20 protein-coding genes are annotated in these 24,919 nt (G+C 66.9%); 8 read left to right on the top strand and 12 right to left on the bottom strand.

Going from position 1 to position 24,919, the window contains the following annotated elements; all coding sequences use genetic code 11:
• The first annotated feature begins 53 nt into the window (after positions 1-53).
• Genes CCUG20998_RS03785 through CCUG20998_RS03775 form a run of 3 tightly spaced genes read left to right on the top strand, consistent with a single transcriptional unit; the run spans position 54 to position 8,113 of the window.
• On the top strand, positions 54-6,197 hold the full coding sequence (locus CCUG20998_RS03785; RefSeq protein WP_116269159.1) for a PE family protein: 6,144 nt from the start codon (positions 54-56) through the stop codon (positions 6,195-6,197).
• A 30-nt stretch (positions 6,198-6,227) separates the two neighbouring features.
• Complete coding sequence (locus tag CCUG20998_RS03780) at positions 6,228-7,070, top strand: carbon-nitrogen hydrolase family protein (RefSeq protein ID WP_020731754.1); 843 nt, start codon at positions 6,228-6,230, stop codon at positions 7,068-7,070.
• Positions 7,067-8,113, top strand: coding sequence for an LmeA family phospholipid-binding protein (locus tag CCUG20998_RS03775; RefSeq protein ID WP_012392746.1), 1,047 nt, complete (start codon positions 7,067-7,069; stop codon positions 8,111-8,113). Before CCUG20998_RS03780 ends, CCUG20998_RS03775 begins: the two co-directional genes overlap by 4 nt.
• 18 nt (positions 8,114-8,131) lie before the next feature.
• Here CCUG20998_RS03775 and deoC read toward each other — a convergent pair whose 3' ends face one another.
• From deoC to CCUG20998_RS03745, 6 genes are all read right to left on the bottom strand, one after another.
• Entirely contained in the window at positions 8,132-8,812 is a 681-nt protein-coding gene (gene deoC / locus CCUG20998_RS03770) for a deoxyribose-phosphate aldolase (RefSeq protein WP_103654009.1), read from the bottom strand.
• A complete protein-coding gene (locus CCUG20998_RS03765; protein ID WP_038578806.1) occupies positions 8,812-9,294 on the bottom strand; it encodes a DUF2599 domain-containing protein in 483 nt (160 codons plus the stop codon). Before CCUG20998_RS03765 ends, deoC begins: the two co-directional genes overlap by 1 nt.
• Positions 9,295-9,298: 4 nt before the next feature.
• Positions 9,299-9,586 (bottom strand): DUF2516 family protein, encoded by a 288-nt coding sequence (locus CCUG20998_RS03760; RefSeq protein WP_012392744.1) that lies wholly within the window; start codon positions 9,584-9,586, stop codon positions 9,299-9,301.
• Positions 9,587-9,738: 152 nt separating this feature from the next.
• A complete protein-coding gene (gene hbhA / locus CCUG20998_RS03755) occupies positions 9,739-10,344 on the bottom strand; it encodes a heparin-binding hemagglutinin HbhA (RefSeq protein WP_012392743.1) in 606 nt (201 codons plus the stop codon).
• Between the two features lie 355 nt (positions 10,345-10,699).
• A complete protein-coding gene (gene hbhR / locus CCUG20998_RS03750) occupies positions 10,700-11,116 on the bottom strand; it encodes a transcriptional regulator HbhR (RefSeq protein WP_012392742.1) in 417 nt (138 codons plus the stop codon).
• Between the two features lie 85 nt (positions 11,117-11,201).
• Complete coding sequence (locus tag CCUG20998_RS03745; RefSeq protein WP_020731749.1) at positions 11,202-12,539, bottom strand: DUF445 domain-containing protein; 1,338 nt, start codon at positions 12,537-12,539, stop codon at positions 11,202-11,204.
• Between the two features lie 137 nt (positions 12,540-12,676).
• Between CCUG20998_RS03745 and CCUG20998_RS03740 the strand changes: the two genes are divergently transcribed.
• Complete coding sequence (locus CCUG20998_RS03740; RefSeq protein WP_012392740.1) at positions 12,677-13,381, top strand: TetR/AcrR family transcriptional regulator; 705 nt, start codon at positions 12,677-12,679, stop codon at positions 13,379-13,381.
• 156 nt (positions 13,382-13,537) lie between these two features.
• The gene (gene pcaA / locus CCUG20998_RS03735) at positions 13,538-14,401 is read left to right on the top strand and encodes a cyclopropane mycolic acid synthase PcaA (protein WP_020731748.1); all 864 of its coding nucleotides are present in this window, start codon (positions 13,538-13,540) and stop codon (positions 14,399-14,401) included.
• Positions 14,402-14,632: 231 nt separating this feature from the next.
• Here the strand turns inward: pcaA and CCUG20998_RS03730 are convergent, their stop codons facing one another.
• The 4 genes from CCUG20998_RS03730 to CCUG20998_RS03715 form a co-directional block, all read right to left on the bottom strand.
• Complete coding sequence (locus CCUG20998_RS03730) at positions 14,633-15,493, bottom strand: cyclopropane mycolic acid synthase family methyltransferase (protein ID WP_012392738.1); 861 nt, start codon at positions 15,491-15,493, stop codon at positions 14,633-14,635.
• Between the two features lie 135 nt (positions 15,494-15,628).
• Entirely contained in the window at positions 15,629-16,495 is an 867-nt protein-coding gene (locus CCUG20998_RS03725) for a 3-hydroxybutyryl-CoA dehydrogenase (protein WP_020731747.1), read from the bottom strand.
• Between the two features lie 163 nt (positions 16,496-16,658).
• Positions 16,659-17,945, bottom strand: a complete 1,287-nt coding sequence (gene aceA, locus CCUG20998_RS03720) for an isocitrate lyase (RefSeq protein ID WP_012392736.1) — start codon at positions 17,943-17,945, stop codon at positions 16,659-16,661.
• A gap of 307 nt (positions 17,946-18,252) precedes the next feature.
• A complete protein-coding gene (locus CCUG20998_RS03715) occupies positions 18,253-19,047 on the bottom strand; it encodes an acyl-[acyl-carrier-protein] thioesterase (protein ID WP_015354445.1) in 795 nt (264 codons plus the stop codon).
• A gap of 174 nt (positions 19,048-19,221) precedes the next feature.
• Between CCUG20998_RS03715 and ramB the strand changes: the two genes are divergently transcribed.
• From ramB to CCUG20998_RS03700, 3 genes are all read left to right on the top strand, one after another.
• On the top strand, positions 19,222-20,646 hold the full coding sequence (gene ramB / locus CCUG20998_RS03710; protein ID WP_012392734.1) for an acetate metabolism transcriptional regulator RamB: 1,425 nt from the start codon (positions 19,222-19,224) through the stop codon (positions 20,644-20,646).
• Positions 20,643-21,209: a carboxymuconolactone decarboxylase family protein gene (locus CCUG20998_RS03705; protein WP_012392733.1), complete on the top strand. Its 567-nt coding sequence runs from the start codon at positions 20,643-20,645 to the stop codon at positions 21,207-21,209. Before ramB ends, CCUG20998_RS03705 begins: the two co-directional genes overlap by 4 nt.
• Positions 21,210-21,438: 229 nt before the next feature.
• Complete coding sequence (locus tag CCUG20998_RS03700; protein ID WP_038578801.1) at positions 21,439-22,677, top strand: PPE family protein; 1,239 nt, start codon at positions 21,439-21,441, stop codon at positions 22,675-22,677.
• Between the two features lie 273 nt (positions 22,678-22,950).
• Here the strand turns inward: CCUG20998_RS03700 and CCUG20998_RS03690 are convergent, their stop codons facing one another.
• Positions 22,951-23,226, bottom strand: a complete 276-nt coding sequence (locus CCUG20998_RS03690) for a hypothetical protein (RefSeq protein WP_020731745.1) — start codon at positions 23,224-23,226, stop codon at positions 22,951-22,953.
• 2 nt (positions 23,227-23,228) lie between these two features.
• Positions 23,229-24,623: a dihydrolipoyl dehydrogenase gene (lpdA, locus tag CCUG20998_RS03685; protein WP_015354438.1), complete on the bottom strand. Its 1,395-nt coding sequence runs from the start codon at positions 24,621-24,623 to the stop codon at positions 23,229-23,231.
• Positions 24,624-24,919: the final 296 nt, after the last annotated feature.

Here is a 24,919-nt window from a genome sequence, read left to right as displayed (position 1 = left end):
CCGGTTGGGTGCGGGTCGGGTCTTTGCCTTTGGGCGGATGGGCGGTGGGTGTTGTGTCGTTTGTGAGTGTGGTTCCGGAGTGGGTGGCGGCCGCGGCAACCGATGTGGCCGGGATTGGGTCGGTGGTGGGTGCGGCTAATGCGGCGGCGGCGGGGGCGACGACGTCGGTGACGGCGGCTGCCGGTGATGAGGTGTCGGTGGCGATTGCGGCGTTGTTTGGGGGGTTTGGTCGCGAGTATCAGGCGGTGTGTGGGCAGTGGGCGGAGTTTGAGCAACGGTTCGCGCGGGCGTTGGGGGCCGGGGCGGGGGCGTATGCGGGGGCTGAGGCGGCCGCGGTGGGGACGTTGTCGCCGCTAGGGGTGATTGAGCAGGGCGTGTGGGGGGCGGTGAACGGGCCGGCGGTGGCGTTGTGGGGGCGGCCGTTGATCGGTGATGGCGCTGATGGGGCGGCCGGGACCGGTCAAGCCGGTGGGGCGGGGGGCTTGTTGTGGGGCAACGGGGGTAATGGGGGTTCGGGCGGGGTGGGTCAAAACGGTGGGGCGGGTGGTTCGGCGGGGTTGATCGGGCGAGGCGGGGCCGGTGGTGCGGGCGGGCTCAGCGGCGGCTCGGGGGCTGGCGGTGCGGGTGGGGTGGGCGGCAATGGTGGCTGGTTGTGGGGTGCCGGCGGGGATGGTGGTGCCGGTGGGGTGGGTGCGGTTAGTGGTGGTGTTGGTGGTGGGGCGGGTCGGGCGTGGTTGTGGGGTGCGGGCGGGGCCGGCGGTGCTGGTGGGCAGGGCATGGGTCTAGATGGCGGTGCTGGTGGTGGTGGTGGGCAGGGCGGGTTGGTTTATGGCGGCGGCGGGGCTGGTGGTGCCGGTGGGGTGGGTGGTGAGGTCGGCGGTGGTGGTGTCGGCGGTACCGGCGGGGCTGGTGGTGCGGCGGGGCTGATCGGCCACGGTGGGGCCGGGGGTGGCGGTGGTGCCGGTGATGGCGGTAGCACCGGGGGTGCGGGCCAGACCGGTGGTGATGGCGGCCGTGCCGGTGATGGGGGCGTTGGGGGGCGGGGCGGCTGGCTGGCCGGTGCCGGCGGCGACGGGGGTGCTGGCGGTGTCGGGGGTGTCGGCGGTGCCGGTGGTGGCGGCGCGGACGGGCTGGTGTTGGGCAGTGACGGCGGAGATGGCGGTGATGGCGGTACCGGCGGGGCCGGGGGGACCGGCGGCGCCGGGGGTGCGGGCGGGTTGATCAGTTTGTTCGGCGGCCAGGGTGCCGGCGGGGCCGGCGGTGCCGGTGGGGCCGGTGGGCTGGCCGGTGATGGTGGTGCCGGGGCCACGGGCACGTTTGCCGGTGGTGGCAGCGGTACCGGTGGTGCCGGCGGTGATGGCGGCACCACCGGTGTGGGTGGTGCTGGCGGCGCCGGCGGGGCCGGCTCGATCGCGGGCGCTCATGGCAGCGAAGGTGCCCGCCCACTGAGCGGTAATGGCGGTAGCGGAGGCCGCGGGGCGGACAGCGCGGTGCTGGGCGGAACCGGCGGGGCTGGCGGCAACGGCGGTCTCTACGGCAATGGTGGTGCGGGCGGGGCTGGCGGCAACGGGATCGCCGGATCGCGGGGCTTGACCGCGATCACTGCGGGCGACTCGGGCACCGCCGGCCACGACGGTGGCGCCGGTGGTGATGGCGGGACCGGCGGCCTGGGCGGTGCCCTGGCCGGCCACGGGGGCGACGGCGGAGCCGGTGGCACCGGCGGCGACGGTGGGGCCGGCGGCTCGGGTGCGGCCGGCGCGGCCGGAGACCGGGGCACCATCGCCCACCTTGATGGTGGCCGCGGGGGTGACGGTGGGTCCGGTGCCGGCGGTGGGGCCGGCGGTAGTGGTGGTAGCGGTGGGACCGGTGGTCAGGCATTGGCGGCCGGCTACAGCGACGGCGTTCGCGGCGCCGGCGGATCTGGCGGCGCCGGCGGGGCCGGCGGGCTGGCCGGGGCTGGCGGCGCGGGTGGTGACGCATACACGACCGGCGGCGGGGCCGGCGGGGACGGCGGCCATGGCGGTGACACCGGGACCGGTGGGGCCGGCGGGTCCGGCGGCGCCGGCTCGAGCACCGGCCTTACCGGCTTGTCCGGGCATAGCCCGACCAGCGGCGGTGACGGCGGCGCCGGTGGCGACGGCGGTGACAGTCCCGCTACCGGCGGGCGTGGCGGGGCCGGCGGTAACGGCGGCAAGTATGGCAATGGCGGCGCCGGTGGGGCCGGTGGTGACGGGATCGCGCGGGGCGACGCGGCCGGCGGGGCCGGCGGTAACGGCGGCAAGGGCGGGTTCTACGGCGACGGCGGGGACGGCGGGGCCGGCGGCGCGGGCGGTTCGGGCACCAGCGGTGTGGGTTTTGAGGGTGGCCGTGGCGGGGCCGGCGGGGATGGCGGGGCCGGCGGGACCTACGGCGACGGCGGGGACGGCGGGGCCGGCGGAGCCGGCGGCGACGGACGCAATGGGGTCGACGCCACCACCGCGGGCGCTTCCGGCACGCAGGGATTCGCCGGCGGCGGCGGTGGCGCGGGCGGCGCCGGCGGGGCCGGGGGCACCCAAGCCGGCGCCGGTGGGGACGGCGGGGACGGCGGGGCCGGCGGTACCGGTGGTTTCGGTGGGTCCGGCGCGAACGGTGGGGCCGGGGATCATGGCACCGCCGCGAACCCCAACGGTGGCCGTGGCGGGGACGGCGGATCCGGCGCGGCCGGTGGGGCCGGCGGCGACGGCGGTAACGGCGGGGCCGGTGGACAGGCACAAGCGGCCGGCTACGCCGACGGAACCCGCGGCGCCGGCGGCAACGGCGGGGTCGGTGGGGCTGGTGGGTTCGCCGGTGACGGAGGCCGCGGTGGAGACGGTGCGGTCGGGTTCGGTGGGGCCGGCGGCGACGGCGGGGCCGGCGGTAACACCGGTGCCGGTGGGGTCGGCGGCACCGGCGGTAGCGGTTCGATTACCGGACTCACCGGCCTTGGCGGGCACAGCCCCACCAGCGGCGGGGACGGCGGAAGCGGCGGAAACGGCGGGCGGGGTGCGGTCGATATCGCCGGCGGGGCCGGCGGGACCGGAGGTAACGGCGGGGCCTACGGCAACGGCGGCGACGGCGGCGACGGCGGTGACGGTGTCAACGGAACACGCGGGCTGACCGCGATCACCCCAGGGGGCTCGGGCACCGACGGCAGCGCCGGCAACGCCGGCGGCGCCGGCGGGTACGGCGGCAACGGTGGGGCCCTGGCCGGCGACGGCGGCGACGGTGGTGACGGCGGTAACGGCGGCAGCGGGGGTGACGGTGGGTCCGGCGCCAACGGCGGCGCCGGCGACAACGGCACCACCACCAGCCCCAACGGCGGCCGAGGCGGCGACGGCGGACACGGCGGACACGGCGGCGACGGCGGCGACGGCGGGCACGGCGGAGTGGCCGGCAAAGCGCAAGCGGCCGGCTACACCGACGGCACCCACGGCGCCGGAGGGGTCGGCGGCAACGGTGGGGCCGGCGGGCTAGCCGGCGATGGCGGCCGCGGCGGCAACGGCGCCGCCACCATCGGCGGCAACGGCGGCGATGGCAGCAACGGCGGTGACCCCGGGGTCGGCGGGGCCGGCGGTAAAGGCGGAATCGGCGAGACCATCGGACTCAGCGGCCTCGGCGGCTACAGCCCCATCAGCGGCAACGGCGGCGACGGCGGCGACGGCGGCAGCGGCAGCGCCGGCACCACCGCCCACCCGGCCGGCTTTGACGGCGGTGCCGGCGGGCACGGCGGCGACGGCGGTGCCTTCGGCAACGGCGGCGACGGCGGCAACGGCGGGACCGGCGGCAACGGAACCGCAGCAACCACCGCGGGCTCCCCCGGCGCCGTTGGCGGCCACGGCGGCGCCGGCGGCAACGGCGGCGACGGTGGCTACCTCAACGGAAACGCCGGAAACGGCGGAAGCGGCGGGGCCGGCGGCACCGGCGGTGCGGGGGCTACCGGCACATCACAGGCCGCCGCAACCGGCTTAGGGGGCGGCCGCGGCGGCGACGGCGGCGCCGGGGGCGCCGGGGGCGATGGCGGCAACGGCGGAAAAGCGCACGCAACCGGATACCACAACGGCACCGGCGGCCAAGGAGGCGACGGCGGCCAAGGAGGCAAAGCCGGCAACGGCGGCAACGGCGCCGACGGCCAAGCAGCCGCCATTGGACGTCCCAGGGTCTCGCCAGGCGATGGTGGTGACGGCGGCAACGGCGGCTCAGGCGGCACCGGCGGTACCGGCGGCACCGGCGGCACCGGCGGCGACGCCACCACCAAAGCTGTCGGAGGTCTGGACGGAGCCAGAGGCAACGGCGGCAACGGCGGCAACGGCGGCAGGGGCGCCGACGGCGGCGCCGCCATCGGATCCACCGCTGGCGGCCACGGCGGGGACGGCGGCAAGGGCACCATCGGCGGGAACGGTGGCCGAGGCGGGAACGGCGGCCACGGCGCCCAGGTCGTCCCCGCTGGCGCGCGCGGCGGGGATGGTGGATCCGGCGGCACCGGCGACGTCACCGGCGGCGCTGGCGGGGCCGGCGGAAACGGCGGAAACGGCCGCAACGGTGGCTTGGGAGGCGCCGGCGGCGCCGGCGGCAACGGCGGCGTCACCGCCGCCAGCAACATTGTCACCGGCAACGGCGGCAACGGCGGCAACGGCGGCAACGGCGGCCCCGGCAACAGCTCCACCGGCGGTAACAGCGGCAACGGCGGCGGTGGCGGCTTGGGCGGCTACGGCGCTACCGGCGGCACCGGGGGTAAGGGCGGCAACGGCGGCAGTGGTGGCACCGGCGGTAACGGCGGCAACGGCGGCTTCGGCGGCGGCGGCACCATCCGAGGCGACGGCGGCGACGGCGGCAACGGCGGCAACGGCATAGGTGCTGGCATGAACGGTGGTGCCGGCGGTAAGGGCGGAGAAGGTCTCACCGGCGGCAACGGCGGCAACGGCGGCAACGGCGACAACGGCGTCAACGGCGGCAGCGGTGGCAACGGCGGCAAGGGCGGCAACGCCGGCAACGGCACCTTGGCCACCGGCTTGGGGGGCAACGGCGGCAACGGCGGCGATGGCGGGCACGGCAACGGGTCAAATATCGCTGGCGGCAGCGGCGGCAGCGGCGGCGACGGTGGTACCGGTGCCACCGGTGGCGCCGGCGGGCGCGGCGGCGCCGGTGGTAACGGTTTCAACAACGGCGGCGACGGCGGCAACGGCGGCAACGGCGGCAACGGCGGCAACGGCATAGTCAGAGGCAACGGCGGCAGCGGCGGCAACGCCGGCAACGGCGGCAACGGCGTTAACGGCTTCTTCACGAATCGCGACGGCGGCAACGGCGGCAACGGCGGCAACGGCGGCGACGGCGCGATCAGAGGTGATGGTGGCGACGGCGGCAACGGCGGCAACGGCATCGGGACCTTTAACACTGTCAACCCCAACGGCGGCAACGGCGGCAACGGCGGCAACGGCGGCAACGGCGGCAACGGCAACACCGGTGGCGCAGGCGGGCGCGGCGGCAACGGCGGCGCGAACGGCGCCATCCACGGCGGCGACGGCGGCAATGGCGGCAAGGGCGGCAACGGGGTGATCGCCGGCGCTGGGGGTGCCGGCGGCACCGGCGGCTCAGGTGGCGGTTTCCAAGCCACCGGCGGCAGCGGCGGCGGCGGCGGCGCTGGCGGCTCTGGCACCACCGGAGGCACCGGGGGCCGCGGCGGCGCCGGCGGCGCAGCTGACGGTTTCCGAGCCACTGGCGGCGACGGCGGCACCGGCGGCGGCGGCGGTAACGGCACCTCCACTGGTGGCGTGGGGGGCAACGGCGGCAAAGGCGGTGGCACCACCGAATTCGAAAGCGTTGCCGGTAGGGGGGGCAACGGCGGCAACGGCGGTAACGGCGCCACGGGAGGCAATGCTGGTCGCGGCGGCGACGGCGGTTCCAGCACCGGCTACAGCGGTGTTGGCGGTATGGGGGGCAACGGCGGCACCGGCGGCCTTGGTAACGCCGGATACGGCGGATACGGCGGCGACGGCGGCAAGGGCGGCGACGGCGGTGACACCGGCGGCGGCGTCGGCCGCAGCGGCGGCACCGGCGGCAAAGGCGGCGCCAGCACCTTGAACGGCCAACAGGTTGCGGGCGGCAGCGGCGGCTCCAGTAAGGCGCCAGTAGGCAATAGAGGCAGCTCCGGCGGCACGGGCGGCCACCCTGGCGGCCTCTGACCCGCTTCCGGGGGCCCTAAGCTGGCTGCTATGCGAATCGCGCTGGCACAGATTCTCAGTGGCACTGACCCAACAGCAAACCTTGAGCTGGTGCGTGACTATGCCGAGCGGGCGGCGGATGCCGGCGCCAGGCTGGTGGTGTTCCCCGAAGCGACCATGTGCCGGTTCGGCGTCCCGTTGGGACCCGTCGCACAGCCCCTGGACGGCCCCTGGGCCAACGGGGTGCGCCGGATCGCCGCCCAGACCGGAATAACGGTGGTGGCGGGGATGTTTGCCCCCGCCGATGCCGGACGGGTATCAAACACACTGCTCGCAGCGGGTCCGGGCACGCCGAATCAGCCAGATGACCACTACCACAAGATCCACCTCTACGACGCCTTCGGCTTTGCCGAGTCGCGTACCGTCGCGCCCGGACACGAGCCGGTAGTGATCACGGTCGACGACGTCCAGGTCGGTTTGACAGTTTGCTACGACATCCGCTTTCCGGCCCTCTACACCGAGCTGGCTCGGCGCGGCGCCGAACTGATCGTGGTCAGCGCCTCCTGGGGCTCAGGCCCTGGCAAACTCGACCAGTGGACGCTACTGGCCCGCGCCAGGGCCCTGGATTCGGCCAGTTATGTGGCCGCGGCGGGTCAGGCCGACCCGGGAGACACCTCGTCGGATCCGGGCGGAGGCTCCGGTGCACCGCGAGGAGTGGGCGGCAGCCTGGTCGTCTCCCCGCTGGGTGAAGTGGTGGCGTCAGCGGGGTCGGACCCGCAACTCGTTGTCGCCGACATCGACCTCGCCAAGGTAGGTGCGGCACGCGACAACATAGGAGTGCTGCGCAACCAATCGCGCTTCACTCAGACTGATAAGGCACAATCGCGTAGGTGACGAACCCGCAAGGCCCACCCAACGAGGGCCCGTCGACTTGGTCGCGTCCCAGCAATCAAGGCCCCCTTGGCCGGCCCCCGTCCCCGGTTGACCCGTCTGGCGGGCCATTCCGTTCGGGCGAGCCCGCTAACCCCCAGCAAGAGCCGCCGACGATGGCCGGCATCGGCCCGCAGCAGACGGAGCCCATCGCCGCCAGCAACGCCGATTCACGGCGGCCGGAATCCACTTCTCCACCCGCCTCGAGCGCAAGTAAGACGACTTCGGTTGCCACGCCAGAGGAAGAGCCGCTGGCGGGAACGCGCAAACGACGCTCACGTCGGGACCCACTATCCATCTTTTTGATCCTGATCATCGTGTTCTCGCTGGTCCTCGCCGGCGTGATCGCCAGCGAGCTCTACGCTCGCCATGTCGCCAACGGCAAGGTTGCCGCCGCGGTGGCATGCGAGGTCAAAGACAAGGCCACCGCGTCGTTCGGCGTGGCACCCTTGTTGTTGTGGCAGTTGGCAACTCGCCACTTCACCAACATCACGGTCGAAACCGCGGGCAACCAGGTGCGTGACGCCAAGGGCATGAAACTGCGAATCAGCATTCAAGATGTCCATCTCAAGAGCACGCCGAACTCCGCGGGGACGCTCGGAGCACTGGATGCCACCATTTCCTGGACATCGGATGGCATCAAGGAATCGGTGCAGAACGCGATCCCGATACTCGGCGAGTTCGTCACCAACAGCGTGGTGACCCACCCCGCCGACGGCACCATCGAACTCAAGGGCATGCTCAACGACATCATCGCCAGGCCGGTGGTGTCCGGCAAGGGGTTGGAGCTGCAGATCGTGAGCTTCAATACGCTGGGCTTCTCACTGCCGAAGGAAGCGGTGCAGTCGACACTGAACGACTTCACCGCAGACTTGACCAGGAACTATCCGCTGGGGATCCACGCGGACAGCGTTCAAGTCACCACGACCGGTGTGGTCAGCCACTTCTCCACTCGCAACGCCACCATCCCGACCGGCAGCCAGAATCCCTGTTTCGCCAACCTCTGAGCGCGGTGTAACCGCAGATCAGTTCTGGCCGAGCCCCTCGAGGACCGCCCGGGTGCCGGACAGGCCCAGCCTGGTTGCGCCGGCACTGAGCATCGCGACCGCGTCGGCGGCGGTCCGGATGCCGCCGCTGGCCTTGACCCCGAGTCGTCCGCCGACGACGCTGGCCATCACTTCGACGGCTCGCGTCGAGGCGCCGCCTGCGGGATGAAAGCCGGAAGACGTCTTGACGAAGTCCGCTCCGGCGTCCTCGGCGGCCCGGCACACGCCGACCAGCGTGGACTCGTCGGAAAGACCCAATAGCGCCGCCGACTCAACGATCACCTTCAGCACCGCCCCGGAGGTCGCGCAACGCACCGCCTCGATGTCGGACCGCACCGCGTCGAGGTGCCCGGCCAGCGCGGCACCGACATCAATGACCATGTCGACCTCAACGGCACCGCAGGCAACGGCAAGCGCCGCCTCATGCGCCTTGATCGCCGAGGCATGCTTGCCCGACGGGAAACCCGCCACCGTGGCTACCCGCACGCCGCCGGCCGACACCGCGGTGGGCACCATCGACGGCGAAACGCATACCGCGTAAACGCCGAGGTCGGCGGCTTCTGCCACCAGGGCCACCACATCGGCGGCAGTAGCCTCGGGCTTGAGCAGGGTGTGATCCACCAACGCCGCCACCTGGTCTCGGGTTGGTTGGCCCGGCATCAAGACTGACCCCCGTCTGCAGACGACACAACCGCCCGTGAAAGTTCGGCCTCTTCAGGGCCGCCCGGATTGCAGCCTGAGGCAATCATCTCGGCGTCGTCGACCACCGGGCGCCACGGCTCGAGATTCCAGCTGCTCTTGCCGGGTGCTGCGACCTCGGCGAAATCCCAGTGACAGACGAACTGTGCAAGCATGCCGGGGGTGTCGGCCTCCGGAGCCAACGCCAGTACCTCCGCCCACGCCTCCGCCGCGGCCGCGGCGGTCATGCCGAACTGGCTGGCGGCCGCGCGCCCGGCGGACGTCGGGAACACGCGCAGGCCGCGCAATGACCCCCACTGCGCCCATTCGGCGTGATCCACGAACGGCGGCGAAGGAACTGGTCGCGCGGCGCCGACATCTCCGGCACCAGCGTCGGCCGCAGCATCAGGCGCGCTCAGCAAGGCGATAAGCACCGCGACTGGCGCGGCCAACAGGACTTTCATCCGGCTAGCGGGATTTGCCCTGAATCTCGAGCAGCTTGGGCCGCACGTCGACCAGATAGACCCCGGCCGCACACGCGGCTATCGCCATCCCGAGCACGCCGAAGACGAAGCCCAGGATGGAAGTCAGTGCCACAGCCGCGCCGAGAATCACCAACCACACCGGCTTGGTCAGCTTGTCAGCGGCGGTATAGGCGTCAGGCCGCTGCAGCGCTGCATGCACAAACGCGTACACGGCCGTTACCAGGACGGCGATCTGCAGGACCAACAGGACGGTACCTACGAGTTGGCTCACCCCTAAAGACTATGCGGGCATTGGCCAAAACGTCGACTCCGAGCCGCCTTACCGGCGACTCGCGGTCCAAAAACGCCGACTCCGAGCCGCCCGACTGGGCGACTCGGAGTCGAATCGTGAATGTTATCGGTCCGAGCTGAGCTCGGGCCGAATCACTTCTGGGTGACCTTCTTGGCCGGAGCCTTCTTGGCCGGAGCCTTCTTGGCCGGAGCCTTCTTGGCGGCCGGAGCCTTCTTGGCGGGAGCCTTCTTGGCGGGAGCCTCGAGTTCTTCCTTCTTCGGCAGCTCGATGCCGACCAGCTTGGCGGCGCGCTCACCGACGGCGCGGGTCTGCGTCGCGACGGTGCCCAGCGCCTCCTGGGTCAGCTCCACAGCCTGGTCCACGTACCCCTCGGCGCGAGCCGACGCGTCCTCGAAGGCCGGCTGGCTACGCAACCGCTCCAGGGCGGCCTCGCCGCGCTGAACCAAGTCGTTGTACCGGCCGGTGGCGGCCTCCAGGTAACCCTCGGCGGCCTTGCGGAGCTCGTCGGAGGTGAAACGCTCACGCAGTTCGGTGAACTGCTCCGGCAGGTCCTCCTGCAGCTTGGTCAGGCGAGCGCGGCTCTCCTCGACCCGGCTACGGGTGTCGGTGCGGGTCTCTTCGGCGCGGTCACGCAGGTTGGCGATCAGGTCGTTGACGGTGGCCAGAGCCAGGTCGGCGGCACCGAGCGCGGCAAGCAGCGGCGCCCGCAGGTCCTCGATGTTCGTGTTTTCAGCCATGTTGTTTCCTTTCATGGATTGTTTGTCGTTATTGGCGCTATCGAGACTTGAAATGGAAGTTGGGGCAAGCGTCGGCTCCTCAGGGGGAATAGTCAAGACCCACGGATTGCCGTAACGCGCGGATTGCGGGGAACCTCCTGAGTCGTCGGATCGGTGGACGGTCCAGTTTCCAGTTGCCAATACAGGCCTGATTTTTCGCTGGTCAGAACCCGTTCCCGCGGTTCGCGATTGCCGGTCACACAAACCCGCAGACGCGTACTCAACGGCGCATTCGCAACGTCTATCCCTATTGAGTTACCCGACGGCCGGCGCTCTAGACGTCGCCAATCTCACATCTGGCGGCCGACCACTTTAATCAATCGTCAATTTCAGATGGGCTCGAACACTCCTCACGGACGGCTTCGTTCTGCTGGGTAAACGACGCATAGATATCCAACAGAATTTGCTTTTGACGCTCGGTGATGGCCGTGTCGGTGATGATGACGTCACGCACCTGGCTGGTCTCGCTCGGTTCGAGAATCCCGGCACGCACATAAAGGACCTCGGCGGATACCCGCAGCGCCTTCGCAATCTGGGCCAAGACATCAGCGGACGGCTTGCGCAGCCCACGCTCGACTTGGCTCAGGTAAGGATTGCTGACACCGGAGCGCTCCGCAAGCTGCCGCATCGAGACGTGCGCATTCTCGCGTTGCGTCCTGATGAAGCTGCCAATATCGGAGGCCTTAGAGGACACCGCAGACACCTTGGCGCCCAGCTTTTCCTCCCCCGGCATCGGTGCACTCCTTCGCTAGTGGTAGTCGTTTACGCACCCAAGGGTACGGAGAGGTGCTTGCTTTTGCAAGCGCTTGTTAGCACCCTCAGAACAGCAAGTGCGCGATAGCGAAGATCACCAAACCGGCCAGCGCCCCCACAACCGTGCCGTTGATCCGAATAAACTGCAGGTCACGGCCGACATGTAGTTCGATGCGCCGACTGGCTTCCTCGGCGTCCCAACGCTCGATCGTCTCGGTGATGATTGCCGTGATCTCGACCCCATACTGCGAGACCAAGTGCTGCGCCGCCCGCACCATCCAGTCGTCCACCTTGTCGCGCAGCTCGCCGTCGTCGCGCAGTGATTCGCCGATTCGGACCACCGTTTCGGCGATCCGGCTGCGCAAGACGCTGGACGGGTCGTCAACGCCCTCGAGCACCAGCCGCTTGATGGTTTTCCATGCGGTCGCCGCGGCATTGGCGACCTCGTCGCGGGCCATCAACTGGTCTTTGATGGTGTCGGCGCGCGCAATGGTGCTCGGATCGTGCTGGAGATCGTCAGCGAACTCGAACAGGAAGCGGGTCGCCGAACGGCGCAGTTCGTGATCGGGGTTGCGCCGAACTTTGTCGGTGAAATCCATCAACTCGCGGTGGATGCGGTCGCCAACCATGTGGTCAACGAATCGCGGCGACCAAGTTGGCGAGTCGCGCTCGACCACCCGCTGAATGATCACCCCCGCGTTCAGTGACCACTGAAAGGCACGGTCGGCCAGCAGCTGGATCAGGGCTTCCTGCCGGTTCTCGGCCAGGACGGTCTGCAGCACCCGCCCCACCGGCGGACCCCACTGCGGCTCGGCGATACGACGCACGATCATCCGGTCGATCACGTGCTGGACATCATCGTCGCGCAGTAGCTCCACCAGCACCCGCAGCACCGTGGCGGCCTCGGCCGCCACCCGTTGGGCATGCCCGGAATCCGCGAGCCATTTCCCCAGCCGGCTGGGGACCTGCGCATCGCGCAACTTGGTTTCCACCACCGGGGCCGACAGGAAGTTCTCCCGGACAAACGTGCCCAGCCCCTCGCCCAGCTGGTCTTTCTTGCGTTTGATGATCGCAGTGTGCGGGATCGGGATCCCCAGTGGATGCTTGAAGAGCGCGGTCACGGCGAACCAGTCGGCCAGCGCACCGACCATGCCAGCCTCCGCGGCGGCACCGAGGTACCCGACCCACAGCGGCGCCCCACCTTGAGCCTGCACCCACCGACATGCCAGGAACACGATGCTGGCGCCGACGAGGAACCCCAGCGCCACCAGTTTCATCCGCCGCAGGCCCACCCGCCGGACCGCATCTGCCTGCGGATCGGCGCCGGCGAACGACTCAGCAAAAGACATCCGGTGTATCGATGCCGGCGGCGAACTCGAAGGCTCGGCTCTGTGTGCCACCACACCATCATCCGCTATAACTGCCACGGGTTAGTGTGACTGCACTGTTGTGGGGCCTCGCGCACGCACCGCCGATGCGCCATATGTAACTGCACAAGCCGTAGTATCAAGGGCGTCTAGTAAGTGGAAACCAGCAGAAAGTGGTAGAGCGTATCCCGGCTATGACGGGGAAAACAGATGGTCGCAAGCGGCGCTGGCACCAACACAAGGTGGAGCGGCGCAACGAGCTTGTCGACGGCACGATCGTCGCGATCCGCCGACACGGCCGCTTCCTGAGCATGGATGAGATCGCGGCCGAGATCGGGGTCTCCAAGACGGTCCTCTACCGCTACTTCGTCGACAAGAACGATCTGACGACCGCGGTGATGATGCGCTTTGCGCAAACCACCTTGATCCCCAACATGGCGGCAGCGCTGTCCTCCAACCTGGACGGCTTCGACCTGGCCCGCGAGATCATCCGGGTCTATGTCGAAACCGTCGCCGCCGAACCGGAACCGTATCGGTTCGTGATGGCCAACAGCTCGGCCAGCAAGAGCAAAGTCATCGCCGACTCGGAGCGCATCATCGCCCGCATGCTCGCGGTGATGCTGCGCCGGCGCATGGCCGAGGCCGGGATGGACACCGGCGGCGTGGAACCGTGGGCATACCTGATCGTCGGCGGTGTGCAGCTGGCTACCCACTCCTGGATGTCGGACCCGCGGATGACCAGCGACGAACTCATCGACTACCTGACAATGCTGAGCTGGAGCGCACTGTGCGGCATCGTGGAGGCCGGCGGCTCTCTGGAGAAGTTCCGTGACCAGCCGCACCCGTCGCCGATCGTGCCCCCACGGGTGGACGACTAGGCAACTGCCTAGCCTCCTACCAGGCACCCGCGATATCCGCCGGATACCGGCGTGGGTTCTGCACCGCTGTAAAGCAGCTACCATTCATGGGGGCAACCGGGGGGCACGCCAGGGTGCGCTGAGCTAAGCCCTGTGGAACAGAAAGGCTCCATCACTATGTCCGTCCAGCTCACGCCGCATTTTGGCAATGTGCAAGCCCATTACGATTTGTCTGACGACTTCTTCCGGCTATTTCTCGACCCGAGCCAGACCTATAGCTGCGCATATTTCGAGCGTGACGACATGACCCTCGAGCAGGCGCAGGTCGCCAAGATCGATCTGGCGCTGGGCAAACTGAACCTCGAGCCCGGGATGACTTTGCTGGACATCGGCTGCGGCTGGGGCGCCACGATGCGGCGTGCCATTGAGAAGTACGACGTCAATGTTGTCGGCCTGACGTTGTCGGAGAACCAGGCCGCCCACGTTCAGCAGATGTTCGACCAGATCGACACCTCCCGCAGCCGTCGGGTGCTGCTGGAAGGGTGGGAGAAGTTCGACGAGCCCGTCGACCGCATCGTCTCGATCGGCGCCTTCGAACACTTCGGCCGCCTGCGCTACGCGCACTTTTTCAAGATGGCCTACCAAGCGCTGCCGGCCGACGGAATCATGTTGCTGCACACCATCGCCCGCCCCACCTTCAAGGAGGCCCGGGCGAAGGGGCTGACGCTGACCCACGAAATCGTGCACTTCTCACAATTCATCCTCGCCGAGATCTTCCCCGGCGGCTGGCTGCCAACAATCCCGACGGTCGAAGAGCACGCGACCGCGGCGGGCTTCAAGGTGACTCGGGTGCAGTCGCTGCAACTGCACTACGCACGGACGCTGGAAATCTGGGCCGCCGCGCTGGAAGCCAAGAAGGAAGAGGCCATCGCCATCCAGTCGCAGAAGGTCTACGACCGCTACATGAAGTACCTCACGGGTTGCGCGAAGCTGTTCCGCCAGGGCTACACGGACATCGATCAGTTCACTTTGGAGAAGTAGCCACACCGGCTAGCCGCCCGGTCGCGTTCCGCGGGACGCGATCGGCGGCTTGGTGTTGGCGTTTTCGGGAACGGGCCGTGCGCCGGCCACATGAGCGCTTGCGAGTGTCTTGGTGTATCGCGCCGCGGCCCCGCCGCCCCAGCTTGACCCGTCTGACACCCCCCAATTGACGCAGAAACGCCCGACGGAATCATCCGCCGGGCGTACCGCGTACTTCCAGGTCTGGGTGACCTACTTGACCAAGGTGAACTGCCCCACGTTGCTGATGCCCTTGCGGAAGAAGTTCTCGCACCCCGTCAGGTAGTGCATGTACTTGTCGTAGATCTCCTGGGACTGCATGGCGATGGCCTCTTCCTTCCTGGCCTCCAGATTCGCCGCCCAGATGTTTAGCGTCCGCGCGTAATGCTGCTGCAGCAATTGCGCTCTTTCAACGGAAAATCCGGCCGCCTGCGCAAAATTGAAAATATCTTCCTGCGCCGGCAACTGTCCGCCGGGAAATATCTCTTGGCCGATGAATCGCATGAATCGGACGTCGCTCATCGTCACCTTGACGCCCATCTCATGAAACTGTTTCTGCGTATAGGTGAGAATCGTGTGCAGCAGCATCCGGCCGTCGTCGGGGAGAATGTCGTACGAGCGCTCGAAGAAGGCCGCGTAGCGCTCCATCTTGAACGCTTCGAAAGCGCCGATGGTGACGATGCGGTCGACCTTGTCCTCAAATTCTTCCCATCCCTGCAGCCGCACCTCGACGGTGCGCTCGGTGGGGATCTTGGCCATCTTGGCCTTGCTGTACTCGAATTGATTGCGACTCAGCGTGATACCGATGACGTTGACGTCATACTTCTCTACCGCCCGCTGCAGCGCGCCGCCCCAGCCGCAGCCGATGTCGAGCAAAGTCATCCCGGGCTCGAGGTTCAGCTTGCCCAGCGCCAAGTCAAACTTTGCGTTGGACGCCTCCTCCAGCGTCATGTCGTCCCGCTCGAAGTACGCACAGGTGTACGCCATCGTCGGGTCTAGAAATAGCGCGAAGAACTCATCCGAAACGTCGTAGATTGATTGCGATTCTTCGTAAAACGGCCTCAGCTCGGTCATTCCGGAAAACTACCTCTCATCTGTCGATCCAGGGCAAATACTACCCGATGTTCAAAACGCCTGTCACACGACTGCAACGACGCCACCTCAGGGCTGTGACCTTCACGTGAGCCGCATGTGAGGCAGCTGAAAATTTCAGTAGGTATAAAAGCCTTGGCCCGACTTCTTACCCAACTGACCCGCCTCTACCATGCGTAACAACAGTGGCGGCGGACCATAATGCGGTTCCTTGAATTCTTCAAACATCTTGTCGGCAATCAACTTCAGGGTATCCAAGCCGACAAGATCGGAAAGCCGCAGCGGGCCCATTGGATGAGACAGCCCGGCAACAACCGCTTTGTCGACGTCTTCGACGGTAGCGAATCCGGCCTCCACCATGCGGATCGCCGACAACAGATACGGCACCAGGAGTGCGTTCACCACAAAGCCGGAGCGATCCGAACAGCGCACCACCTGTTTCCCGAGCACCGCGCTAGCAAACTCCTCGGTGCGAGCCACGGCGGCGTCGTCGGTGACCAGCGTGCTGACCAACTCGACCAGCGGAAGCACCGGTACCGGATTAAAGAAGTGCAGCCCCAGCACTCGCCGCGGATTCTTGGTGGCCGCGGCAACCTTCATGATCGGGATGCTCGACGTGTTCGACGCCAGCACCGCGTCAGGATCGGTGACCACGCGGTCGAGGTCGGCAAAGACCTTCGTCTTGACGGCCTCGTCCTCGATGATGGCCTCGATCACCAGCTGCCGGTCGGCCAGGTCATTCAGGTCGGTGGTGAACGTCAGCCGGCTCAGGGCGCGGTCACGCTCACGCTCGGTGACCTTGCCTGAGCTGACGCCACGCTCCAGCGACTTGACGATGCGGTTGCGGCCCGCGGTGATCAACGCCTCGGTGGTCTCGAACACCGTGACTTCGACGCCGGCACGCACCGAGACCTCCGCAATGCCGGATCCCATCTGTCCGGCACCGACAACCCCTACTCGCTGGATTGCTGCATCGCTGCCCATCTATTTTCTCTCCCGCGAATCGATTTTGTGACGCATTGCAATAGGCCCCGCCCAGGTTGGCTGGGCGGGGCCTACGCTGTCAACTTCCCTGGCGAGCAGACACAAACTCACATCAACTGCGCTGCAGAAGTGCGAGTCTGCGTCTGCTCGGCAATCAGTCAGCTCAGTGGAACTGGCCCTCTTCGGTCGAACCGGCAAGCGCGGTGGTCGACGAGGTCGGGTCCACCGTGGTGGCGATGCGGTCGAAGTAACCGGCACCCACCTCACGCTGGTGCTTGGTTGCGGTGTAGCCGCGCTCCTCGGCGGCGAACTCCCGCTCCTGCAGCTCGACGTAGGCCGACATCTGGTTGCGGGCGTAGCCGTAGGCCAGATCGAACATCGAGTAGTTCAGGGCGTGGAAGCCGGCCAGGGTGATGAACTGGAACTTGAAGCCCATCGCACCCAGCTCCTTCTGGAACTTGGCGATGGTCTCGTCGTCGAGGTGCTTCTTCCAGTTGAAGGACGGCGAGCAGTTGTAGGCGAGCATCTGGTCGGGGAACTCCGCCTTGACGCCCTCGGCGAACTGCTTGGCCAGCTTCAGGTCCGGGGTGCCGGTCTCCATCCAGATCAGGTCGGAGAAGGGCGCGTAGGCCTTGGCGCGGGCGATGCAGGGCTCCAGACCGTTCTTGATCCGGTAGAAGCCTTCCTTGGTGCGCTCGCCGGTGATGAACGGGCGGTCCCGCTCGTCAACGTCGGAGGTGATCAGGGTGGCCGCTTCGGCGTCGGTCCGGGCGATGACCACGGTCGGGACATCGGCAACGTCGGCAGCCAAACGGGCCGAGGTCAGGGTCCGGATGTGCTGCTGGGTGGGGATCAGCACCTTGCCGCCCAGGTGGCCACACTTCTTCTCCGAGGCCAGCTGGTCCTCCCAGTGCGAACCGGCGACACCGGCGGCGATCATGGCCTTCTGCAGCTCGTAGACGTTGAGCGCACCACCGAAACCGGCCTCACCGTCGGCGACGATCGGCACCAGCCAGTTGTCGACCGAGCGGTCGTTCTCGACCTTGGCGATCTCGTCAGCGCGCAGCAGCGCGTTGTTGATACGACGGACGACCTGCGGCACCGAGTTGGCGGGGTACAGGCTCTGGTCCGGGTAGGTGTGGCCGGAAAGGTTGGCGTCACCGGCGACCTGCCAGCCCGACAGGTAGATGGCCTTCAGGCCGGCACGCACCTGCTGGACGGCCATGTTGCCGGTCAGCGCGCCCAGCGCGTTGACGAAGTCCATGTCATGCAGCTGCTCCCAGAGCACCTCGGAGCCGCGACGGGCCAGGGTGTGCTCCTCGACGACGTGGCCCTGCAGGGCGACGACGTCTTGCGGGGTGTAGGTGCGGGTGATGCCCTTCCACCGGGGGTTGTGGTCCCAGTCGTGCTGGATCTGCTCAGCGCTCTTCGGGGTGCCAACGACAGACATTGGACGGCTCCTTTTACGGTCACTACATTGCTGAATTTCTGAGACCACCACCGCCGGGCGGCGGCCTAGAGAGCTTCTAGAAGACGTCTAGAAAGTTCTCCGTGGACTCAACTTCACTCGTGTGCTAACACGACCATGACATAGCCCATTCCCCCTGGTCCACCCATTTCACTTGCAAATTTCGGCTACGACTTCCAGCCATTTTGCAAAGCTTGCGAAGCCGGGAGATTACTGAACCGTTACAGAAGCTACCCGCCGGTAACTAAAATTCGCAGGTCAAGGGGGATTTACCCGTACGCTTGTCCGGTTAAAGCGAGAAGAGTCCGGCGACGGCTTTCGTCTCGTCGCCAACCGCATATGTGAGAGTTGTAACAGTGCGGTCGGTCAGACCCGGGCCGAACTTATCGGTGGAGCCGGCCGGGTGAACGTGCGAAATGATCTCGAGCTTGTCGCCCAGCGCGACCGGCGCCTCGTGCTCGATGGTGACGCGCAGCGGCGCCTGCAGCAACTCGCTGTGGCAGGCCAGGTAGTCCTCGATCACGCTCCAGTACACGGAGTTGTTCATGTGGTCGAACAGGTCGATGTCGGTGACCCGGACCGGGAACTCGTGTATCTCGGTTGCATCGTCGCGGCTACCGGGCTTGAGGTAGCCCTTCCAGCGAAGCCGCTCCACGGCGGTGGTCTTGTGCAGACTCGCCAGGAAGTCGTCGGCGATGCGCGCCGGCATCTCGGTTTCCTTATTAACGTGGATCCAGAACGCCTCCGACTCGATCAGCCCGCCTTTGCGACCATCGATGCGAACGCGCATCTCACACCACCGGTTGGAGGTTCCCGAACACCAACGCCGACACCGCAGCATGTCCTGGAATTCGATGGGGCGGATCAGGTCGACCATGGTGCGCCGAACGATCCAGAGTGGATGGGTTTCCTCGAAACCCATCTCCCGCAGCTGGTCTTGACCGATGTCCTGGATGTGCCGGCATGCCGCGTCCAACCGCAACCTTCCGGTGCGGTTGATATCGCCGACGCGCAGCGGCCACTCACGATCGAACACCGAGGGGTGACCGTCCGGCACCGGCATCATTTCTTTGTCCAGGCTCACGGCTTAACTCCCCGTTTCCTCCTAGCGTGAACCCCAGCTAATCCCTGGGAGTCTCGTTGCGAATCATGCCAACGACGCACCGGAAACACCAATCGACTACCTATCCCCGTCGGCGTGCCAACTCTGCTAACCAGGCCTTCACATGACCCGACCTGTCTCACTAGGCTCGCTTGCGTGTCCAAGACGTTCGTCGGCTCGCGGGTCCGCCAGCTCCGTAACGAGCGGGGCTTCAGCCAGGCCGCGCTCGCCCAGCTACTGGAAATCTCGCCGAGCTACCTCAACCAGATCGAGCACGACGTTCGCCCACTGACGGTGGCGGTGCTGCTGCGCATTACTGAGGTATTCGGAGTCGACGCCACCTTCTTCTCCTCGCAAGACGACACTCGGCTGGTCGCCGAGCTACGCGAGGTGACGATGGACCGGGATCTGGACATCAGCGTCGACCCGACCGAAGTCGCCGAAATGGTCAGCGCGCATCCCAGCCTGGCCCGCGCAATGGTCAACCTGCACCGCCGCTACCGAATCACCACCGCACAGCTGGCCGCCGCTACCGAGGAGCGCTACTCCGACGGCAGCGGTACCGGGTCGATCACCATGCCCCACGAAGAGGTGCGCGACTACTTCTACCAACGCCAGAACTATCTGCACGAGCTCGACGCCGCGGCCGAGGACCTGACAATCCAGATGCGGTTGCACCATGGCGATCTGCGCAGCGAGCTGACGCGCCGCCTCACCGAGGTGCACGGCGTGCGAATCACCAGACGGATCGATCTGGGTGACACGGTGCTGCATCGCTTCGACCCCGCGACCAAGACGCTGGAAATCAGCAATCACCTCGCCTCGGGCCAGCAGGTGTTCAAGATGGCCGCCGAGCTCGCCTATCTCGAGTTCGGCGATCTGATCGATGCCATGGTGACCGACGGCAAGTTCACCAGTGATGAGTCACGCACGCTGGCGCGCCTCGGACTGGCCAACTACTTCGCCGCGGCCGCGGTACTGCCCTACCGCCAGTTTCATGACGTCGCCGAGAATTTCCGCTACGACGTCGAGCGGCTGTCGGCGTTCTACTCGGTGAGCTATGAAACCATCGCGCACCGGCTCTCGACGCTGCAGCGACCGTCGATGCGCGGCGTCCCGTTTTCGTTCATCCGGGTCGACCGTGCCGGCAACATGTCAAAACGGCAGTCCGCCACGGGTTTTCACTTCTCTTCCAGCGGCGGAACCTGCCCGCTGTGGAACGTCTATGAGACCTTCGCCAACCCGGGCAAGATCCTGGTGCAGATCGCGCAGATGCCCGATGGCCGTAACTACATGTGGGTGGCCCGGACCGTCGAGCGTCGTGCAGCCCGGTATGGTCAGCCGGGTAAAACGTTCGCGATCGGGTTGGGTTGCGAACTTCGCCACGCGCACCGGCTCGTCTACTCGGAAGGACTCGATTTGTCCGGCGATCCGAATATCGCGGCCACGCCGATCGGCGCCGGTTGCAGAGTCTGCGAACGCGACAACTGTCCCCAACGGGCATTCCCCGCCCTCGGGCGCGCACTCGATCTCGACGAGCATCGCAGCACCGTGTCCCCCTACCTGGTGAAGCAGCCATGACTGGGGACCAGGTGGCACGCATCCCGTCGGGCGGCATCCGCCAGCTCGGGCCCGTCAACTGGGCGCTGGCCAAGCTGGCCGCCCGTTCGGTCCGGGCGCCGGAAATGCACTTGTTCACCGCGCTGGGCTACCGGCAGTACCTGTTCTGGACCTGGGCGATCTACTCGGGGCGTCTGCTGCACGGACGGCTACCGAGGATCGATACCGAGTTGGTGATCCTGCGGGTAGCGCACCTGCGGTCCTGCGAGTACGAGCTGCAGCATCACCGCCGGATGGCGCGCGCCGCCGGGCTGGACGCCCAGGCGCAGGCCACGATCTTCGCGTGGCCTGACGCTCCACAGGGAGACGGCCCCCGAAGGGTCCTCAGCTCCCGGCAACAGGCGCTGCTCACTGCCACCGATGAACTGATCAAAAACCGATCGGTCACACCCGCCACCTGGGAGCAGCTCGAGATTCACCTCAACCGCCGCCGGTTGATCGAGTTCTGCCTGCTGGCAACCCAATACGATGCGTTGGCGGCGACAATCACCGCGCTTGGCGTACCGCTGGACAACCCCCGCTAGGCCGTCGCGCACAGCGGCAGCAGGCGCCACGAGATGGGACCTGCGTGCCCACGGGACTCGGTTACCGGTCTCATCTACGCCCTGGTAAATTTCAGCACCCCACGACAGTGCTGACGCTGCGGCGCGAGGGAGACCCGTTCTCGCACTACGCCGTTGCCTGTAGGCGTCGCTTGATCTTGCGTTGGTCGTGGAGATGTTCAGTGGCGGATCAAATTTCGGGAGGAATACTGTGACAGCATCCGTCTGGATGGCTTCGCCGCCGGAGGTACATTCGGCGTTGCTCAGCGCGGGACCGGGCCCCGGGCCCCTGCACGAGGCCGCGACGGCATGGACGGCACTTTGCGCCGAACACACCTCGGCGGCAGAAGAACTCACCACCTTGCTGGGCGGGGTACAGGCCGCAGCATGGCAGGGGACCAGCGCGCAGAGCTATGTCGACGCGCACGCGCCGTACTTGGCGTGGTTGACCACCACCAGCGCCGACTACGCGGCGACTGCGGCCGAGCACGAGGTGGCGGCCGGGGCCTACACCAGCGCGCTGGCTGCGATGCCGACACTGGCGGAGCTGGCCGCCAACCACACCACCCACACGGCGCTGGTCGCGACCAATTTCTTTGGGCTCAACACCATCCCCATCACGCTCAACGAAGTCGACTACGCGCGGATGTGGGTCCAAGCGGCCACCACCATGAGCGCCTATCAAGTCGTCTCGGGCACGACGCTGGCCTCGATGCCCCACACCACACCAGCCCCGCCCATACTCAACACCCAGATCGGCACAGCCACCAACGTCGCGGCCCCCCTACTGGCACAACCGTTGGATATTATCGAAATCATTCTTGCGATATTGATCAACCTCATTGCGATAACATTCTTCTTGGTTTTCGCAATCATCGCGTACACAATAATTTTTGCAATTTTACTCATCCCGATTCTTATTGCCCTCGCGTTTTCTGTGGTCGTCTTCGCGTTTTACATCGCTATCGCGATAATTATCGTGACGCCTCCGCTTTTGGCGGCCCTGTTGCCAGTTGCGCTCGTCACCTCGCTGATCGGAATACCGATTGCGCTTGCGACGACGTTGCCGATCGCCTTGCCGGTCGGCATCGGCCAGTACCTTGCTGACCAGACACGTTTGGAGACGGAGTCCGTCGACCAACGCCAAGAAACCGCAGGTACCGAGCTTGCGGAAGCGGAAGATAATTGGCAGCCAGGTGGCATGCCCGACGCCGGGCTGGCGTCAACTACAACGCCTGGCCCGACCATCGGCAAGGTTCCGGAAGTGGCTTCCGAGCAAAATGCAATGGGCTTTGCCGGTACCGCTGTCAACCGACCCGTTCAATCGCCCGCGGGGCTGACGATTCTGGGCAATGGCGAGTCCGGCCATGGTTCACGAATGCCGATGTTGCCGGCCGCCTGGGAACACGGCTTGACCGAAGCGACCAGCGGTAGGGCATTACCCACATAAATAATCTGGATTCCGACGCCCCGGACCGGTAGTTCAACCCCATCGCGGCGAGGATAGCTACCGGTCCAGTGGGTGCGGATCGGCCCGCCGGACTCCGGGCTGGTCTACCTGGACGGTGATCAGCGGCCGCTGGGGCGGCACGAAGGCCGCAGCGGCGCGGCGGTGGCATGGCTCAATACGCGCACACCCCAACCCGCCGCGCGGGTCCTGTCCACGTGGATCGCCAAATGGGCTCGACAACCCACTCTTGACCAGCACCAACAGCTGAAAGCCTCAGAAGTAGATGTCGGCCAGCACGGCCAGGGTCAGCACCACCGGCAGCACGGGCAGGCCGAACACGAACGCCGACCAGCCGTACCTGCTACGCCAGCGCATCAGCAAACCCACCAGCGCCGCACCAACCGCGAGCAGACCCGACAGCAGCAATATGACCAGGCTCCACTGACCTACCGTCGTGAGATCATCACCGATCGATATGGCCACCAGCCACAGCAGGTAGCCGGCGGTCACACCGCCGGCCCCGCCCAACACCGCTTCGGTGCGAATCATGCTCAGAAGTTGATCATGTGCCCGGCCAAGCCGTGGAAGCACTCCTGCAGCGCCTCGGACATCGTCGGGTGAGTGTGCACGTTGCGCGCCAACTCTGTTGCCGTGAGGTCCCACTTCTGCGCCAAGGTCAGCTCCGGCAACAGCTCCGACACGTCGTGTCCGACCAGGTGCCCGCCCAACAGCTCGCCGTGCTTGCCGTCGGCCACCAGTTTGACGAAGCCACTGGGGTCGCCCAGACCATGGGCTTTTCCGTTGGCCGTGAATGGGAACTTGGCAACCTTGACGTCGTAGCCCTCATCACGCGCCTGCTGTTCGGTGAGCCCGAAGCTGGCTACCTGCGGCTGGCAGAACGTGGCGCGCGGCAGCATGCGGTAGTCGCCCAGGGACAGGGTCTCAGCGCCGGCGATGGTCTCGGCCGCCACGACCCCCATGGCCTCAGCCACGTGCGCCAGCATCAGCTGCCCGGTGACATCACCGATCGCATAGATGTGCCCGACGCTGGTCTGCATGTACTCGCCGATACCGATGGCCTTGCGGTCGGTCAACGCGACGCCGGCCTTGTCCAGCCCGTAGCCCTCGACATTCGGGGCGAACCCAATGGCCTGCAATACCTTGTCGGCCTTGAGTTCCTCGGACTTGCCGTCCTTGCTGACGACCACCGTGACCGCAGAGCCATCGTCGGAGATGGACTCGACCTTGGTTCCGGTCCGGATCTTGACGCCCAGCTTCTTGAATTGTCTCTCGATCTCCTTGGACACCTCGGCGTCCTCGTTGGGCAGTGCGCGCGGCAGGAACTCCACGATGGTGACGTCAACGCCGTAGTTCTTCAGCACGTAACCGAACTCCATGCCAATGGCACCGGCTCCGGCGATGATGATCGACTTGGGCAATTCGCGGGTCAGGATCTGTTCTTCGTAGGTCACCACGTTGGTCGACAGCGAGGTGCCGGGCACCAGCCGGGTACTACTGCCGGTGGCGATGATGGCGTTGTCGAACGTCACCTTCTCGGTACCGCCGTCATTGAGATCCACCGAGAGCGTGTTGGCGTCGGTGAATTTCCCGTAGCCGTGGATCTCGGTGATCTTGTTCTTCTTCATCAGGAAGTGCACACCGGCTACGCGGCCCTCGGCCACTTTCCGGCTGCGGTCGAACGCCACACCATAATCGAAGGTGGCCTCGCCGCTGATGCCAAAAGCCTTGGCGTCCTTGGTGAAGATGTGCGCAAGTTCGGCGTTGCGCAGCAGCGCCTTGGACGGGATGCAGCCAACGTTGAGGCAGACTCCGCCCCAGTACTTCGGTTCGACGATTGCGGTGTTCAGGCCAAGTTGTGCGGCACGGATGGCCGCCACGTATCCGCCTGGACCGGCTCCGAGGACGACGACGTCATAGTGGGTCACGGCACCCACCCTAACGGCCGGGTACGGCGTTGGACCGACCTACCGGGTCAACACCGCGGCCCGGTCGGCCCGCCCGTACCGCAGCGGCATCGGGTGAGGCCGGGCGCGGGCCGGTGACACCGGCCCCATCACCCAATCAGCTGCCCGCCATTGCGCGCGTCCGGAGTGAAGTCAGATCCCGCGACGCGAATGATTTCTAATAATCGAAACTAATTCTAATTTGCACATTCACAAGGTCGGATCTTGCGGAAACGTATATCGATGTGGACAATTCCACTTAAGCTCAACCACGCCAT

Origin of the sequence: Mycobacterium marinum (assembly GCF_003391395.1) — a bacterium.
In the GTDB taxonomy this organism is placed as follows: Bacteria; Actinomycetota; Actinomycetes; order Mycobacteriales; family Mycobacteriaceae; genus Mycobacterium; species Mycobacterium marinum.
Note: the sequence above shows the minus strand (reverse complement) of the source record. Positions and strands in the feature narration are given on the sequence as shown.